This is a genomic window from Streptomyces sp. SID14515, assembly GCF_010548505.1.
GTDB lineage: Bacteria > Actinomycetota > Actinomycetes > Streptomycetales > Streptomycetaceae > Streptomyces > Streptomyces caviscabies.
On sequence record NZ_JAAGMH010000097.1, the window covers coordinates 172,328 to 186,273 of the forward strand.

A 13,946-nucleotide genomic window follows, 5' to 3' on the forward strand; every position below is an offset into this window, starting at 1 on the left:
TTCCACGCGACGAAAGGCCTTGAGCACCATGACCCAGGAAATACCTGCTCCCCACGAGGGCCAGGAACCGATCGCCATCGTGTCCATGGGCTGCCGGTATCCGGGAGGCGTACGGTCCCCGGAGGACCTCTGGCGGCTCGTCGCGTCCGGCGGCGACGCCATCTCCCCGTTCCCCGCCAACCGCGGCTGGGACCTGTCCGACGCCGACGGCCGCTCCAGCACGCGGCACGGTGGGTTCGTCCACGACGCGGACCTGTTCGACGCCAAGTTCTTCGGCATCTCACCCCGCGAGGCCGCCGGGATGGACCCGCAGCAGCGGCTGCTCCTCGAAGTGGCATGGGAGACCTTCGAACGGGCCGGCCTCGACAAGGACACGCTGGCCGGCAGCGACACCGGCGTATTCGTCGGCGCGATGGCCCAGGAGTACGGGCCCCGGCTGCACGAGGACAACGAGGACGCGGGCGGCTACCGGATCACCGGCAGCACCACCAGCGTCGCCTCGGGCCGCATCGCCTACTGGTACGGCCTGCGCGGCCCCGCACTCACCGTCGACACCGCCTGCTCCTCCTCGCTGGTCGCCCTGCACCTCGCTGTCCAGGCGCTGCGCCAGGGCGAGTGCGACCGCGCGCTGGCCGGCGGGGTCGCGGTGATGCCGACCCCCGGCATGTTCATCGACTTCAGCCGCCAGGGCGGACTGTCCCCGGACGGACGCTGCCGCTCCTACTCCGACGACGCCAACGGCACCGCCTGGTCGGAGGGCGCCGGCCTGCTCCTGCTGGAGCGGCAGTCGGACGCCCTCGCCCACGGCCACGAGATCCTCGCCCTGATCCGGGGCAGCGCCACCAACCAGGACGGCGCGAGCAACGGGCTGACCGCGCCCAGCAAGTCCGCCCAGGAGAAGGTCATCTCGCTCGCCCTGGACCGGGCGGGGCTCCACCCGCACACCGTCGACCTGGTGGAGGGGCACGGCACCGGCACCGAACTGGGCGACCCGATCGAAGCCCGCGCGCTGGCGGCGGCCTACGGCTCGGGCCGTACCGCGGAGCGCCCGCTGTGGCTCGGCTCGCTGAAGTCCAACCTGGGACACGCGCAGGCCGCCGCAGGCGTGGGCGGCGTGATCAAGGTCGTACAGGCGATGCGCGCCGGGGTCATGCCCGCCACCCTGCACACGGGCACCCCGAGCCGGCACGTGGACTGGGCGAGCAGCGGTCTCGCCCTGCTGCACGAGGCCCGTGACTGGAACCGGACGGACGACGGTCCCCGGCGCGCCGGGGTCTCCTCCTTCGGCATCAGCGGAACCAACGCCCACGTGGTCCTGGAGGAGGCCGCCCGGGCCCCCGTCCCGGAGCCGGCGGAGGACGCACCCGCCGGAGGCCCCCACGTCTGGCAGCTGTCCGCCCCGAGCCCCGACGCCCTGCGCACCCAGGCGGCGGCCCTCGGCGCATTCCTCACCGACGCCCCGGACACCGCGCCCGAGGACGTCTCCCGGGTGCTCCGCTCCCGTACCCGCTTCGCCCACCGGGCCGCCGTGGTCGCCGACGACGCCGCTGACCTCGCCCGCGGACTCGGCCGGCTGGCCTCGGGGGCCCACGCGCCCACCTCGCCCGGCCGCTACCGATCGCCGACCGTGCTGAGCGGTGAGGCCCGGCAGGGCTCCGCCGGACCGGTGTTCGTCTTCCCCGGCCAGGGGTCGCAGTGGCGGGGCATGGGCCGGGAGCTGATGGACCGGTCGGAGCCGTTCCGCCGCAGCGTCGAGGCGTGCGAACGGGCCATGGAGCCGTACGTCGACCGGCGGCTGTCCGACGCGCTGCGCGGCGAGGACCTGGACCGCGTCGACGTCGTCCAGCCCGCGCTGTTCGCGGTGATGGTGTCGCTGGCCCGGATGTGGGAGGCGGCCGGGGTGCGGCCCGCGGCCGTCGTCGGCCACTCGCAGGGTGAGATCGCCGCGGCGCACGTGGCCGGAGTGCTCACCCTCGACGACGCGTGCCGGATCGTCGCCCTGCGGAGCAAGGCCCTGCACACGGTTGCGGGCAGCGGCGGAATGGTCTCCGTGCCGCTCGGCGCGGAAGCGACCCAGGGACTGCTGGACGCGGCGGACGGCACGAACGGGAAGGCCTCGATCGCCGCGCTCAACGGACCCTCCAGCACGGTCGTGGCGGGCGATGTCCAGGCTCTGGAGGACCTGCTGGCCGCCTGCGAGGCGCGCGGGATCGACGCCCGGCGCATCGAGGTCGACTACGCCTCGCACACCGAGGCCATGGACGTCCTGCGCGAACCGCTGGCCGAGGGCCTGGCCGGCATCGCCCCGGGCCCCGGGACCGTGCCGGTGTATTCGACGCTGACCGGCGAGCCGATCGAGGCCTCGGCCATGGACGCCTCGTACTGGTTCGAGAACCTGCGCAATCCCGTGCGCTTCCAGGCGGCCGTCCAACGGCTCGTGGACCGCAGACACCGGGTGTTCGTCGAGATCAGCCCGCACCCGGTCCTCACCTTCGGCCTGCAGGCGATCCTGGAGGCCGCCGGAGTGCGCGGCTCGGTCCTGGACACCGTCCGGCGCGGCAGCGGAGGCCCCGGGCAGTTCCTCACCTCGGCCGCCGCCGCCCAGGCCGTCGGCGTACCCGTGGACCTCGGTCCGCTCCAGCCGCCGGGCCGACGGGCCGTGCTGCCGACCTACGCCTTCGACCGCACCCGCTACTGGGCGAGTGCCCCGGAAGCCGTACCCGCCTCCGCAGCCGACCCGGACACGGGCGACTTCACGTTGCGGTCACTCGAACTGCCGGCGGGAGCGACGGTGTTCGCCGCGCGTCTCGACCCGGCGCGACACCCCTGGCTCGCCGACCACCGGGTGCGCGGCACCGCGCTCGTCCCGGCGACGGCCTTCCTGGCGCTGCTCGCCGAAGCGGGACGGGCGGCCGGGCTGCCCGTGGTCCAGGAGCTGACCCTGGGCGTTCCGCTGATCTCCCCCGAGGACACCGCGACCGAACTCCGCGTGCTGCTGGAACCGGCGGACGACGCGGGCCACCGCCGTCTCACCGTCCACGCCCGCCCCGCCGACGCGGAGGCCTGGACGGCCCACGCCTCCGGCGTGCTGGCCCCCGGGAGCCCGCGGGCGGACACCGCGCCCTCGGTCGCCTGGCCGCCCGCCGACGCCTCCCGCATCGACCTGAGCGACGCCTACCTTCGGCTGGCCGCGCGCGGTTACGGCTACGGTCCGGCCTTCGCCGGGCTGCGCGGGATGTGGGTGCGCGGCACCGACATCTTCGCCGAGGTGACCCTGCCCGACGGGACCGCGGCGGGCTCCGGAGCCACCGTGCACCCGGCGCTGCTCGACGCCGCCCTGCACGCCGCGGTCCTCCAGAGCGGCGGCGAACTGGTGGTCCCCTTCGCCTGGCGGGACGTCGCCCTCGCGCCTTCCACCACCCGTGACCTGCGGGTGCGCATCAGCACCGAGGGCGACGAGGTCACCGTGCACTGCGCCGACACGCGGGGCCGGACCGTCGCCACCGTCGCCTCGCTCACGATGCGCCCCCTCGCGGAGGAAGCGGCGCCCGGCGGCCTCGACGAGGAGGGAGCGGGGTTCGCCCTGCACTGGGCCCCGGTCCCGGAGACCCCCGAGGCGCTCGCCCCGGACGCCTGGGCGGCGCTGGCCACCCCCGGACTGGGCGCGGCGCACGACTTCCCCGGGCTCGACGGGGTCCCCCGGCCCGCGCCCGCGGTCCTCGTCGCCGCTCTCGGCGGCGACGGGAGCGAGGACACGCTGCCGGCCGATGTGGACGCGCTCGCCGGGGAGACGACCGACCTGCTGCAGAGCTGGCTGGCGGACCCCGGGTTCTCCTCGGCGCGCCTGGCCGTGCTCACCCGGGGCGCGCAGTCCGTCGTCGACCGCGAACCGGTGCGCCACCTGGCCTCCTCGGTGATCACCGGGCTGGTCAGGTCCGCCCAGGCGGAACACCCCGACGCCTTCCAGCTGATCGACGTCGACGACGACCCGGCGTCCCTCCGGGCGCTGCCGCGCGCTCTGGCCATCGGCGAGCCGGAGTTGGCGGTCCGGGCCGGGGTGGTGCTCCGCCCCCGGCTGCGGATGCCGTCCGGCGGCACGCTCCGGGAACCGGACGGCCACCGCGCCTGGCGGCTCGACGTGACCAGCAAGGGGACCCTCGACCACCTCGCCCTGCTGCCCCATCCGGAGGCGGAAGCCCCCCTCGGCCCCCGGGAGGTCCGCATCGAGGTCCGCGCGGCCGGGCTCAACTTCCGCGACATCGCGGTCGGCCTCGGTCTGGTGGCCAGTGAGAAGACCATGGGCAGCGAAGGCTCCGGCGTCGTCGTCGAAACCGGCGTCGACGTCACCCGGTTCGCCCCCGGGGACCAGGTGTTCGGCGTCTTCGAACGCTCCCTGGGCCCGCTCGCGGTCGCCGACGAGCGTATGGTCAAACCGCTCCCGGCCGGGTGGAGCCACGCCCAGGCCGCGAGCGTGCCGATCGTGTTCATCACCGCCTACCAGTGCCTGGTCGAGGTGGCCGACGTGCGCCCCGGCGAGTCGGTGCTCATCCACACCGCCACCGGTGGCGTCGGACTCGCCGCGATTCAACTGGTGCGTCACCTGGGCGGCGAGGTGTTCGCCACCGCGAGCGCCGGCAAGCAGGACACCCTGCGCGCCTGGGGCGTCCCCGAGGATCACATCGCCTCCTCCCGCACCCTGGACTTCGCCGACGCCTTCCGCGCCGTCACCGGTGGACGCGGCGTGGACGTCGTCCTCAACTCCCTCGCCAAGGAAGCGATCGACGCCTCGCTGGGGCTGCTCGCCCCGGGCGGACGGTTCGCGGAGATGGGGAAGACCGACATCCGCGACATCGGGCGGACCGAGGCCGACCACCCGGGCATCACCTACCGGGCCTACAACATCCTGGGGATCTCGCCCGACCGCATCGGCGAGGTGCTGGACGAGCTGATCGCCCTGTTCGAGAGCGGCGCCCTGGCTCATCTGCCGCTACGCACCTGGGACGTCCACGACGGCCGGACGCCGTTGCGGATGCTGAGCCGGGCCAAGCAGCGCGGCAAGCTCGTCCTGACCATGCCGCGCGCCGTCGACCCGAACCGGCCCGTACTCGTCACCGGCGGTACCGACGGGCTGGGCGCCCAGGTGGCCCGCCACCTCGTCGCCGCGCACGGCGCCCGCAGGCTGCTGTTGCTGAGCCGCCGCGGCCCGGACACCCCGGGAGCGACGGAACTGCGGGCCGAACTGGCCGCGTCCGGGGCGGAGGCGACCGTGGTGGCCTGCGACGTCACCGACCGGGCCGCGCTCGCCAAGGTGATCGCCGAGAACCCGCCCGGCAGCGTCTTCCACACCGCGGGGGTGCTCGCCGACGCGCCGCTCACCCAGCTCACACCCGCCCGGCTCCGCGCGGTGACGGCCCCCAAGGCACACGGTGCCTGGCACCTCCACGACCTCACCCGCGATCTCGACCTGTCGGCGTTCGTCCTGTTCTCCTCGGCGTCCGGAGTGATCGGCAGCCCGGGCCAGGCCAACTACACGGCGGCCAACACCTTCCTCGACGCGCTCGCCCAGCACCGGCGGGCCCAGGGGCTGGAGGCCACCTCGGTGGCCTGGGGGCTGTGGGCGGAGCAGACCGGGATGACCTCGCACCTGTCCGAGCGGGCCGTCGGCGCCCTGGCGGGCATCGGGATCGCGCCCATCGCCACGGACCGCGCGCTGCGGCTGCTGGACGAGGCGCTCGCCTCGGCGGGATCGCTCCGGGTGCCGCTGCGACCCGCGCTCACGGGCATCAGGCCGGGCAGCAGGGCCGCCCGCCTGTTCGAGGATCTGACCGGCCCGGACGACGCGCCGGCCCCGACCGGGAGCCGCGACCTCCCGGCCCCTGGGCCCCGGGAGACGGAGCCGGCACGGCAGACCGGGGCGCTTCCCACGGAACAGCCCTCCGAAGAGGCGTTCCTGACGCTCGTCCGCTCCCACGCCGCCGACGTGCTCGGCTACGGGGACGCCTCCGCGGTCGGGACGGACGAGGGCTTCCGTGACCTCGGCTTCGACTCGCTGCTCAGCGTCGACCTGCGCAACCGGCTCAACGCGGCCACCGGACTGCGGCTGCCGGCCGACGTGGTCCTGAAGAACCCGACGCCGCGCGCCCTGGTCGAGTCCATGATCAAGGCGCTCGGCGAGGCGTGAGAGGCCGCTGGATCACCACTGTAGGGCCGCTCGACGTGGCCCTGCCAGATTCCCCGTACCGCGTTCGCGGACCGGGAGGAAGGGTTCGAGATGAGCAAGACCGAGGTGACCCACACGATCACTGTGCCCGCCGGGGCGGACGCCGTGTACCGCGTCGTGTCCGACGTCGGGCTGTGGCCGCTGTACTTCCCGCCCACGCTCCGGGCCGAGCGGGTGTCGGGGGACGACCGTGAGGAACGCATCCGGATCTGGGCCATGGCCAACGACGAGATCCGCACCTGGGAGTCCCGTCGCCGGCTGCGCCCCGAGGAGCACCGGGTCGAGTTCGAGCAGGCCACTCCCACCGACCCGGTCGCCGCGATGGGCGGCGCGTGGTCGGTGACGGAGCACGGCGACGGCACCAGTACGGTCGTCCTCGACCACTTCTACCGCGCCACCGGCGACGACCCGGCCCAACTCGCCCGTATCGCAAGGGCGGTGGAGGACAACAGCACATCCGAACTGGAGCACCTGCGCCGGGCGGTCGAGCGGGGCGGGAGCGAGCGGGAACTCCTGCTGGACTTCTCCGACTCGCTGACCATCCGCGGCTCCCTGAAGGACACCTACGACTTCCTGTACGACGTGCGGCACTGGCCGGACCGCATCCCGCACGTGCTGCGCATCGGACTCCGCGAGGACGTCGAGGGCCTCCAGCACATGGAGATGGACACCCGCTCACCGGACGGCTCGGTCCACACGACCGTCTCGGGCCGGGTCTGCGAGCCGCAGCGGCGCATCGTCTACAAACAGGTGAAGCTGCCGCCCGCGCTCCAGGCGCACAACGGCGAATGGCTGTTCACCTCGCCCGCCGACGGTGTGGTCGAGGTGACCTCCCGGCACCGGGTGATCCTCGACCCCGAGGGCATCGCGGCCCTGCCCAACCCGCCCGCGTCGCTCGAAGCGGCCCGCAAGGCCGTACGCGACTCCCTGGGCGCGAACAGCCGGGCGACGCTGGCCCGGGCCCAGGAGTACGTAGAGGCCCGCTGAACCGCACCGCGGCACTCACCGACCGCACTCCCGCACCGACCGCAGTCACACCCGACGAGAAAGGCGACCCGCCATGGCCGAACTGACGATCGACGAGCTGAGGACGTTCCTGAAGAGCGCGATGGGGGAGGACGAGACGATCGACCTCTCCGGAGACATCCTGGACACCCGACTGACCGACCTGGGCTTCGACTCGCTCGCCGTCATCGCGACCACGAGCAGCCTGGAGCAGCACTTCAAGCTCAAGCTCCCGGAGGACGGGATATCGGAGATCGAGACGCCCAGGGACTTCCTCGACGTCTTCAACCAGCAGCTCTCCCAGGCGGCGTGAGCGGCGACGACGGCCGGGAGGCTGCGATGACGGACGGTCTGCTGGAGCGGGTACGGACCTTCGTGCACGCGGAGGTCCTGCCCCGGACGGACCATCTCGACAGCCTCCCGGAGGCGCCCACCCGGGAGTCGGCCCGGCTGCACGAGGCCGGTCTCGCCAATTGGTGGATCCCCGCCGCCTACGGGGGGCAGGGGGTCCCCCTGGTGGACAGCGTCGACATCGTCTCCGAACTCTCCTACGGAGACGCCGGGTTCGCCTTCGGGTCGTTCCTCTCCATCCTCGGCACCACCATGCTCCAGCTCTGCGGCGACGACGAGCTGGTGCGCGAGCCGCTGGAGCGGCTGGCCCGCGACGGCGGCGTCTGCGCGATCCTCGCCAGCGAGGAGGAGGCCGGCAGCGAACTCGCCCGGATCACCACCACGTTCCGGCGCGACGGCGACCGGCTGGTCCTCGACGGTGACAAGTTCTTCTCCACCAACGCGGACGCGGCCGGGCTGCTGCTGGTGGTGGCCCGGGACGCCGAGGACGCGGCCGACTTCCGGGTGCTGCTGGTCCCGCGCGACACCCCAGGGGTGGAGATCGTCAAGCGCTGGGACATGGTCGGCATGCGGGGCTCCGCCACCTACCGGGTCCGGCTCCAGGACTGTTCGGTGCCCGCCGCGCACACCCTGCGCGGCAACGGGCTGCGCAATCTGGAGATGGGGCTCAACGCCAGCAGGATCCTGATCGCCTCCACCGCGATCGGGGTGTCCCGCCGGGTCCGCGATCTCTGTATGGAGTACGCGGCGGTGAAGCAGGTCAAGGGCGCCCGGCTGGCGGACAACGCCGTGTTCGCCGGGAAGCTCGGCCAGATCGAGATGCTCATCGACGTGATGCGCCACCAGTGCCGGGCGGCCGCGGCGGAGTTCGACCGGTACCTGTCGGGCGCCGAACCGGCCTCCGCCCTGTACCGGACCGGCACGCTGCGCTCGGCGCTGGCCGCGAAGATGTACTGCGGCCAGGCCGGCTGGCAGGTGGCCACCACGGGGTCCGAGATGTTCGGCGGTCTCGGCTACACCCACGACCACCCGGTCGAGAAGCTGGTGCGCGACCTGCGGTACGTCGGTCTGGTGGAGGGCGGCGACGACGTCGTCCGCGATCTGCTGTACACGCGTTTCGTGGTGCCGGCGGGCAAGCGGCGCTGACCGGTACGGGACGGCCGCGCCGCCTCCGGCTCACGGAGCGGTGAGGACCATCGCCGAGGCGAAACCGCCGTGCCCCCGGGCCAGCACCAGCGCACAACGCAGGCTCGCGGTGCGCGGCTCCCCGACGACCAGGTCGATCCTGGGGTCGACGAGATCGCGCACCGTGCCGGGCACCGCCGGTACGACCCCGTCACGCAGGCTCAGCAGCGCGGTGACGACATCGAGGGCGGAACCGCCGGATATCAGCCGGCCCACCAGCGACTTGGGTGCGCTGACCGGCACCCGCCGCGCCCCGAACAGCCGCTCGATCGCCGCCGCCTCGGCCCGGTCGAGCGGAACGCTGCCGGACGCGTCGGCGAACACCACGTCGACGTCGTCAGGGGTGAGCCCGGCGTCCGAGAGCGCCGCTCGGGCCGCCCGCAGCAGACCGTCGCCCCCGGACCCGGTCATATCCGGGTCGAACGCGGCCCCATGCCCGGCCACCACCCCGTACACCGTCTCCGCACCGCGCTCCTCGGCGGCCGTGCGGGGCTCCAGGACCAGCACCGCGCCGCCCTCGCCCGGCACGAAGCCGGTGGAGTCCGCGCGGAAGGGCAGATAAGCCCGGTCCGGGTCGTTGCTGCCGCTGACCCCGGGCGCCGCCGAAACGGTGGAGATCCCGTACGGGCACAGCAGGCTGTCGAAGCCGCCGGTCGTCATCACCTGCGTCCCCTTGCGGACCCGTCTGCGGGCGAAGGCCATCGAGTCCAGGCCGCCGGCCTGCTCCGAGACCACGACCCCGCCCGGCCCCCGCATGCCGCTCCTGATGGAGATCTGGCCGGTGTTGACCGCGTAGTACCAGGCGAACGACATGTACGGGCTGACCGACTCCCAGCCGGTTCCCCACAGTTGCTGAAGCTGCTGCTGGCCGAACTCCAGGCCGCCCGTGGAGCTGGAGACGGCCACGCCGACCGCGTACTCGGGCAGTTCGGCGGGATCGACCCCGGCGTCGGACAGGGCGCCCTCGGCGCAGATCAGGGCGAGCCGCGTCAGCCGGTCCGTCTGCGGCGTCAGCTTCTTCGGGAAGGTGAACTCCGCGTCGAACGCGGGTATCTCGGCGGCCAGCCGTACGGGATAGCCCTCGGCGTCGAACCGGCCGATCGGCCGGATCGCCGACACGCCCTTGAGGGTCGCTTCCCAATAGGCGTCGAGTCCGGCCCCGTTGGGCGCGATCACATCGACGCCGGTGACGACGACATCCTGATTCATGAGGCGCTCCGCTCCAGGTTCTTGAGTACCATCGCGCTCTGGAATCCGCCGAAACCGCTGCCGACGGTGAGGACCGCGCCGAGCTCGCGCTCGCGGGCGGTGTTCGGCACGTAGTCCAGATCGCACTCGGGATCGGCCTCGTGCAGGTTGGCCGTGGGGACGACCACGCCGTGCCGCATGGACAACGCGCAGGCCGCGATCTCGATGGAGCCGATCGCCCCCAGGGAATGGCCGACGCTCGCCTTGATGCCGCTCATCGGCGTGCGGTAGGCGTGGTCCCCGAGGCTGAGCTTGACCGCGGCCGTCTCGTGCCGGTCGTTCTGCTTGGTGCCCGAGCCGTGGGCGTTGACGTAGTCGATGGCGGTCGGGTCGAGCCTCGCGTCGCCCAGGGCCAGGTCGATCGCCTCGGACATCTCCTTGCCGTCCGCCTTGAGCCCGGTCATGTGGAAGGCGTTGCATCGGGACGCGTAGCCGGCCACCTCCGCGTAGATCGTGGCGCCGCGCCGCCGCGCGTGCTCGTACTCCTCCAGCACCAGCACGGCCGAGCCCTCGCCGAGGATCAGCCCGGTCCTGGTCCGGTCGAACGGCCGGCAGGCGGTCGCCGGGTCGTCGTTGCGGGCGGAGGTGGCCTTGATGACGTCGAAGCACGTCAGGGTGATGGGGGAGATCGGTGCGTCGGTGGCACCGGTGATCATGACATCCGCGGTGCCGTCCCGGACCAGCTCGGCCGCGTACCCCACGGAGTCGATGCCCGAGGTGCAGCCCGTGGAGATCACCGCCGCAGGTCCCAACGCCCCGGTCGTCAGGGCGACTTCCGAGGCGATCGAGCTCGGCAGGAAATAGTCGTACAGATGGGGCGGGGCGAACGAGGGGTCGACGACCCAGTCCTTGCCGCCGTTCGACAGCACGGCGTACTCCCGCTCCATCGTCGTGGTGCCGCCGACGGCGCTGCCGATGGCCACCCCGGTGCGCTCGGCGAGCTCGCCGTCGAGTTCCAGACCGCTGTCCGCGAGGGCCTCCCCGGCCGCCACCATGGCCAGTTGCGACACCCGGTCAGTGCGCCGGGCCTGCTGGCGGGTCAGTCCCAGCGCGAGCGGGTCGAAGTCGCACTCGGCGGCGACCCGGCACCGGTGCTCGCTCGCGTCGAACTGGGTGATGGTCCTGGTCGCGGTTCTGCCGCTGGTCAGGAGCTGCCAGAACGGCTCCCTCCCGATTCCGCTCGGCGCGACGACGCCGATGCCGGTGATGACTGCCCTGCGGGCCATGTGTTCCCTCCGTGACGGATGACCGGCCGGGTAGGGGTCCGGCCTGGCTCGCAGAGTGCGGGCCGCTCCTTGACTCGCGATCCAGGCGCGTTGGAGACCCGGGGGCCGTCCGGGGAGGTCGAGCGGTGCTCCGCGCGGGGTCGAGCCCGCCGGACGAGGGTGGCCGAAACCCGGCAATCGTGTGGGAGGAACCATGGGAGATCAGCTGATCCCGGATGTCAGGAAGACGGTGGTCGTCGCGGCGTCCCCGGAGCGCTGCTTCGAGACGTTCACCGAACGGATGGCCGACTGGTGGCCGCCGTCGCACGTGCTGCTGCGCACGCCGCGCGTCGGTCTGGCCATGGACCCGAAGGTCGACGGCCGCTACTACGAGTGGGACGCCGAGGGCAACGAGATCGACTGGGGCAAGGTCCTGGAATGGGACCCGCCGCGGCGGCTGCGGCTGACCTGGCGGATCGACGGCCGCTGGCAGTCGATCCCGGACGACGAGCGCGCCAGCGAGATCGAGGTCGTCTTCACCCCGCTGGAGGACGGTTCCACCCGGGTGGAACTGGCGCATGTCCGCCTGGACAAGCACGGTGCGGACGGCCGGCGGATCTTCCAGGCGCTGGACGGCCCGAGCCCGGGGGAGACCCTGGAGCTGTTCGCGCGGGCCGTGCGATGAGCGCTCCCGGCCGGCCGGCCGGGAGCGGCCTGGCCGCACCGGCCCCCGACCCGGTGCACGCGCCCTTCCCGCGGCTGCGGGAGATCGCCGAGGGCGTGCAGGTCTACGAGCAGCTTCCGGGCGGGTGGTGCCTCAACAACGCCGGGCTCGTCGCCGGGGAGGACCGGTCCCTGCTGGTCGACACCGTCGCGACCCGGGCGCGGGCCCTGCACCTGCGGGAGGAGACACGGCGGGTGGTGCCGGGAGGGCCCGACTTCGTGGTCAACACCCACTTCCACGGCGACCACGTCTTCGGCAACGAGCACTTCGTTCCCCGCGCGGCGGTGATCAGCCACGAGCAGACCCGGTCCGACATCGAGGAGGCGGGCCTCGGACTCTGCCACCTGTGGCCGGGCGTCGACTGGGGCGAGCCCCGGCTCACCCTGCCCGACGTCACCTTCCGGGACGCCATGACCCTGCGCCTGGGCGGACTCACCGTCGAACTGCTGGAGATCGGCCCGGCGCACACGCCCACCGACGTCGTCGCCTGGGTGCCGGAGCGCGGGGTGCTGTTCACCGGGGACGTGATCTGGTCGGGCGTCACCCCGTTCCTCCTGATGGGCTCGGTCGAAGGGTCGCTCGCGGCGGTCGAGCGGCTGCGCGCCCTCGGGCCGCGGATCGTGGTCCCGGGCCACGGCGCGGTGGCGGGCACCGACGCGCTGGACGCGACCGAGGCCTACGTCCGCTGGCTCCGCGGGGTCGCCGAGGACGGACTGCGCGCGGGCCTGTCCCCACTGCGGGCGGCCCGGGAGGCCGACCCCGGCCCGTTCGCGGCCCTCGTCGACCCCGAGCGGCTCGCGGGCAATCTGCACCGCGCCTACGCCGAACTGGAGGGCCTGCCCCCGGGGGACCGGATCGATGTGGCCGCCGGATTCCGGGACATGGTCGAGTTCCACGGCGGCCTGCCCTTCAGCGCGGCCTGATCCCCGCCGCCCCCTCTCCGCTTCCCGTCCGTATTTCCCAGGGAGAACTACCATGACGAGCCCGAAAATCGCCTTCATCACCGGTGTCAGCAGTGGAATCGGCCTGGCCACCGCGCGGACCCTCGCGCAGCAGGGCGTCACCGTGTTCGGCTGCGCGCGCGACGAGAAGAACGTCACCGCCACCGTGGACGAACTGCGTGCCGCCGGCCACCGCGCCGACGGTGTCTCCTGCGACGTCACCTCCACCGAGCAGGTACAGGCCGCCGTGCGCACGGCGGTGGACCGCTTCGGCCGCATCGACATTCTGGTGAACAACGCCGGGCGCGGGGGCGGTGGAGAGACGGCGAAGCTCGACGAGTCGCTCTGGCTCGATGTGATGGACACCAATCTCAACAGCGTTTTCCGGGTCACGAGGGAGGTGCTGGCCAATGGCGGTATGGCCGACGCCGGGTGGGGGCGCGTCATCAACATCGCCTCGACCGCGGGCAAGCAGGGTGTCATGCTGGCGGCACCGTACACGGCGTCCAAGCACGGAATTATCGGCTTCACCAAGTCGGTCGGCTTCGAACTGGCGACCAGCGGCATCACCGTGAATGCCGTCTGCCCCGGCTATGTGGAGACGCCGATGGCCGTTCGCGTCAGGCAGGGGTACGCGGATTATTGGGGCATTACCGAGGGCCAGGTGCTCGAAAGGTTCAACAGTAAAATCCCACTGGGGCGCTACTCGACGCCCGAGGAGGTGGCTGGACTTGTCGGTTACCTGACCAGTGACGCGGCGGCATCGATCACCGCTCAGGCCCTCAACGTCTGCGGCGGCCTGGGCAACTACTAGGTGTCATCTGCCTGGCGCGATGTCATTTTCGGGGCGAAGGACGTGGTCACAGCTTTGTGCTGTGGCCTCGTCGGCCGTGTGGGGCTTCTGTTTTGCGCCGGTTCCAGGCAGACTCAAGCGCTCCGGACAACGATGCGGCCAGAGGTGAGGGGCTTGACTGGCCGACTGCCGGATTCTTACGGTGGGGAAGATCGAAGGCTGGATAGTCCGGTTAAGCAGAAGCGCTAATATTTCGGCGTGAAAAAAGTCTCGA

The 13,946-nt window shown here is 72.6% G+C and carries 9 protein-coding genes; 7 read left to right on the forward strand and 2 right to left on the reverse strand.

Annotated elements, in window-relative coordinates:
* Positions 1 to 28 precede the first annotated feature (28 nt).
* From G3I54_RS20885 to G3I54_RS20900, 4 genes are all read left to right on the forward strand, one after another.
* Entirely contained in the window at positions 29 to 6,181 is a 6,153-nt protein-coding gene (locus G3I54_RS20885) for a type I polyketide synthase (protein WP_164616392.1), read from the forward strand.
* Between the two features lie 90 nt (positions 6,182 to 6,271).
* A complete protein-coding gene (locus tag G3I54_RS20890) occupies positions 6,272 to 7,207 on the forward strand; it encodes an aromatase/cyclase (RefSeq protein WP_164616393.1) in 936 nt (311 codons plus the stop codon).
* Positions 7,208 to 7,280: 73 nt separating this feature from the next.
* The gene (locus tag G3I54_RS20895; protein ID WP_030720928.1) at positions 7,281 to 7,538 is read left to right on the forward strand and encodes an acyl carrier protein; all 258 of its coding nucleotides are present in this window, start codon (positions 7,281 to 7,283) and stop codon (positions 7,536 to 7,538) included.
* 26 nt (positions 7,539 to 7,564) lie between these two features.
* The gene (locus G3I54_RS20900) at positions 7,565 to 8,722 is read left to right on the forward strand and encodes an acyl-CoA dehydrogenase family protein (RefSeq protein WP_164616394.1); all 1,158 of its coding nucleotides are present in this window, start codon (positions 7,565 to 7,567) and stop codon (positions 8,720 to 8,722) included.
* A 30-nt stretch (positions 8,723 to 8,752) separates the two neighbouring features.
* On the opposite strand, the gene G3I54_RS20905 is transcribed toward G3I54_RS20900, so the two are convergent.
* Positions 8,753 to 9,970, reverse strand: coding sequence for a beta-ketoacyl synthase N-terminal-like domain-containing protein (locus G3I54_RS20905; protein ID WP_164616395.1), 1,218 nt, complete (start codon positions 9,968 to 9,970; stop codon positions 8,753 to 8,755).
* On the reverse strand, positions 9,967 to 11,235 hold the full coding sequence (locus tag G3I54_RS20910) for a beta-ketoacyl-[acyl-carrier-protein] synthase family protein (protein ID WP_164616396.1): 1,269 nt from the start codon (positions 11,233 to 11,235) through the stop codon (positions 9,967 to 9,969). Before G3I54_RS20910 ends, G3I54_RS20905 begins: the two co-directional genes overlap by 4 nt.
* A gap of 193 nt (positions 11,236 to 11,428) precedes the next feature.
* Between G3I54_RS20910 and G3I54_RS20915 the strand changes: the two genes are divergently transcribed.
* From G3I54_RS20915 to G3I54_RS20925, 3 genes are read left to right on the forward strand one after another with little or no spacing between them, the layout of a single operon-like run.
* Positions 11,429 to 11,899, forward strand: coding sequence for an SRPBCC family protein (locus G3I54_RS20915; protein WP_164616397.1), 471 nt, complete (start codon positions 11,429 to 11,431; stop codon positions 11,897 to 11,899).
* Positions 11,896 to 12,861 carry an MBL fold metallo-hydrolase gene (locus G3I54_RS20920; RefSeq protein ID WP_164616398.1) on the forward strand — a complete coding sequence of 322 codons (966 nt, stop codon included), beginning with the start codon at positions 11,896 to 11,898 and terminating at the stop codon, positions 12,859 to 12,861. Before G3I54_RS20915 ends, G3I54_RS20920 begins: the two co-directional genes overlap by 4 nt.
* A gap of 52 nt (positions 12,862 to 12,913) precedes the next feature.
* Entirely contained in the window at positions 12,914 to 13,693 is a 780-nt protein-coding gene (locus G3I54_RS20925; RefSeq protein WP_164616399.1) for an SDR family NAD(P)-dependent oxidoreductase, read from the forward strand.
* Positions 13,694 to 13,946 lie beyond the last annotated feature (253 nt).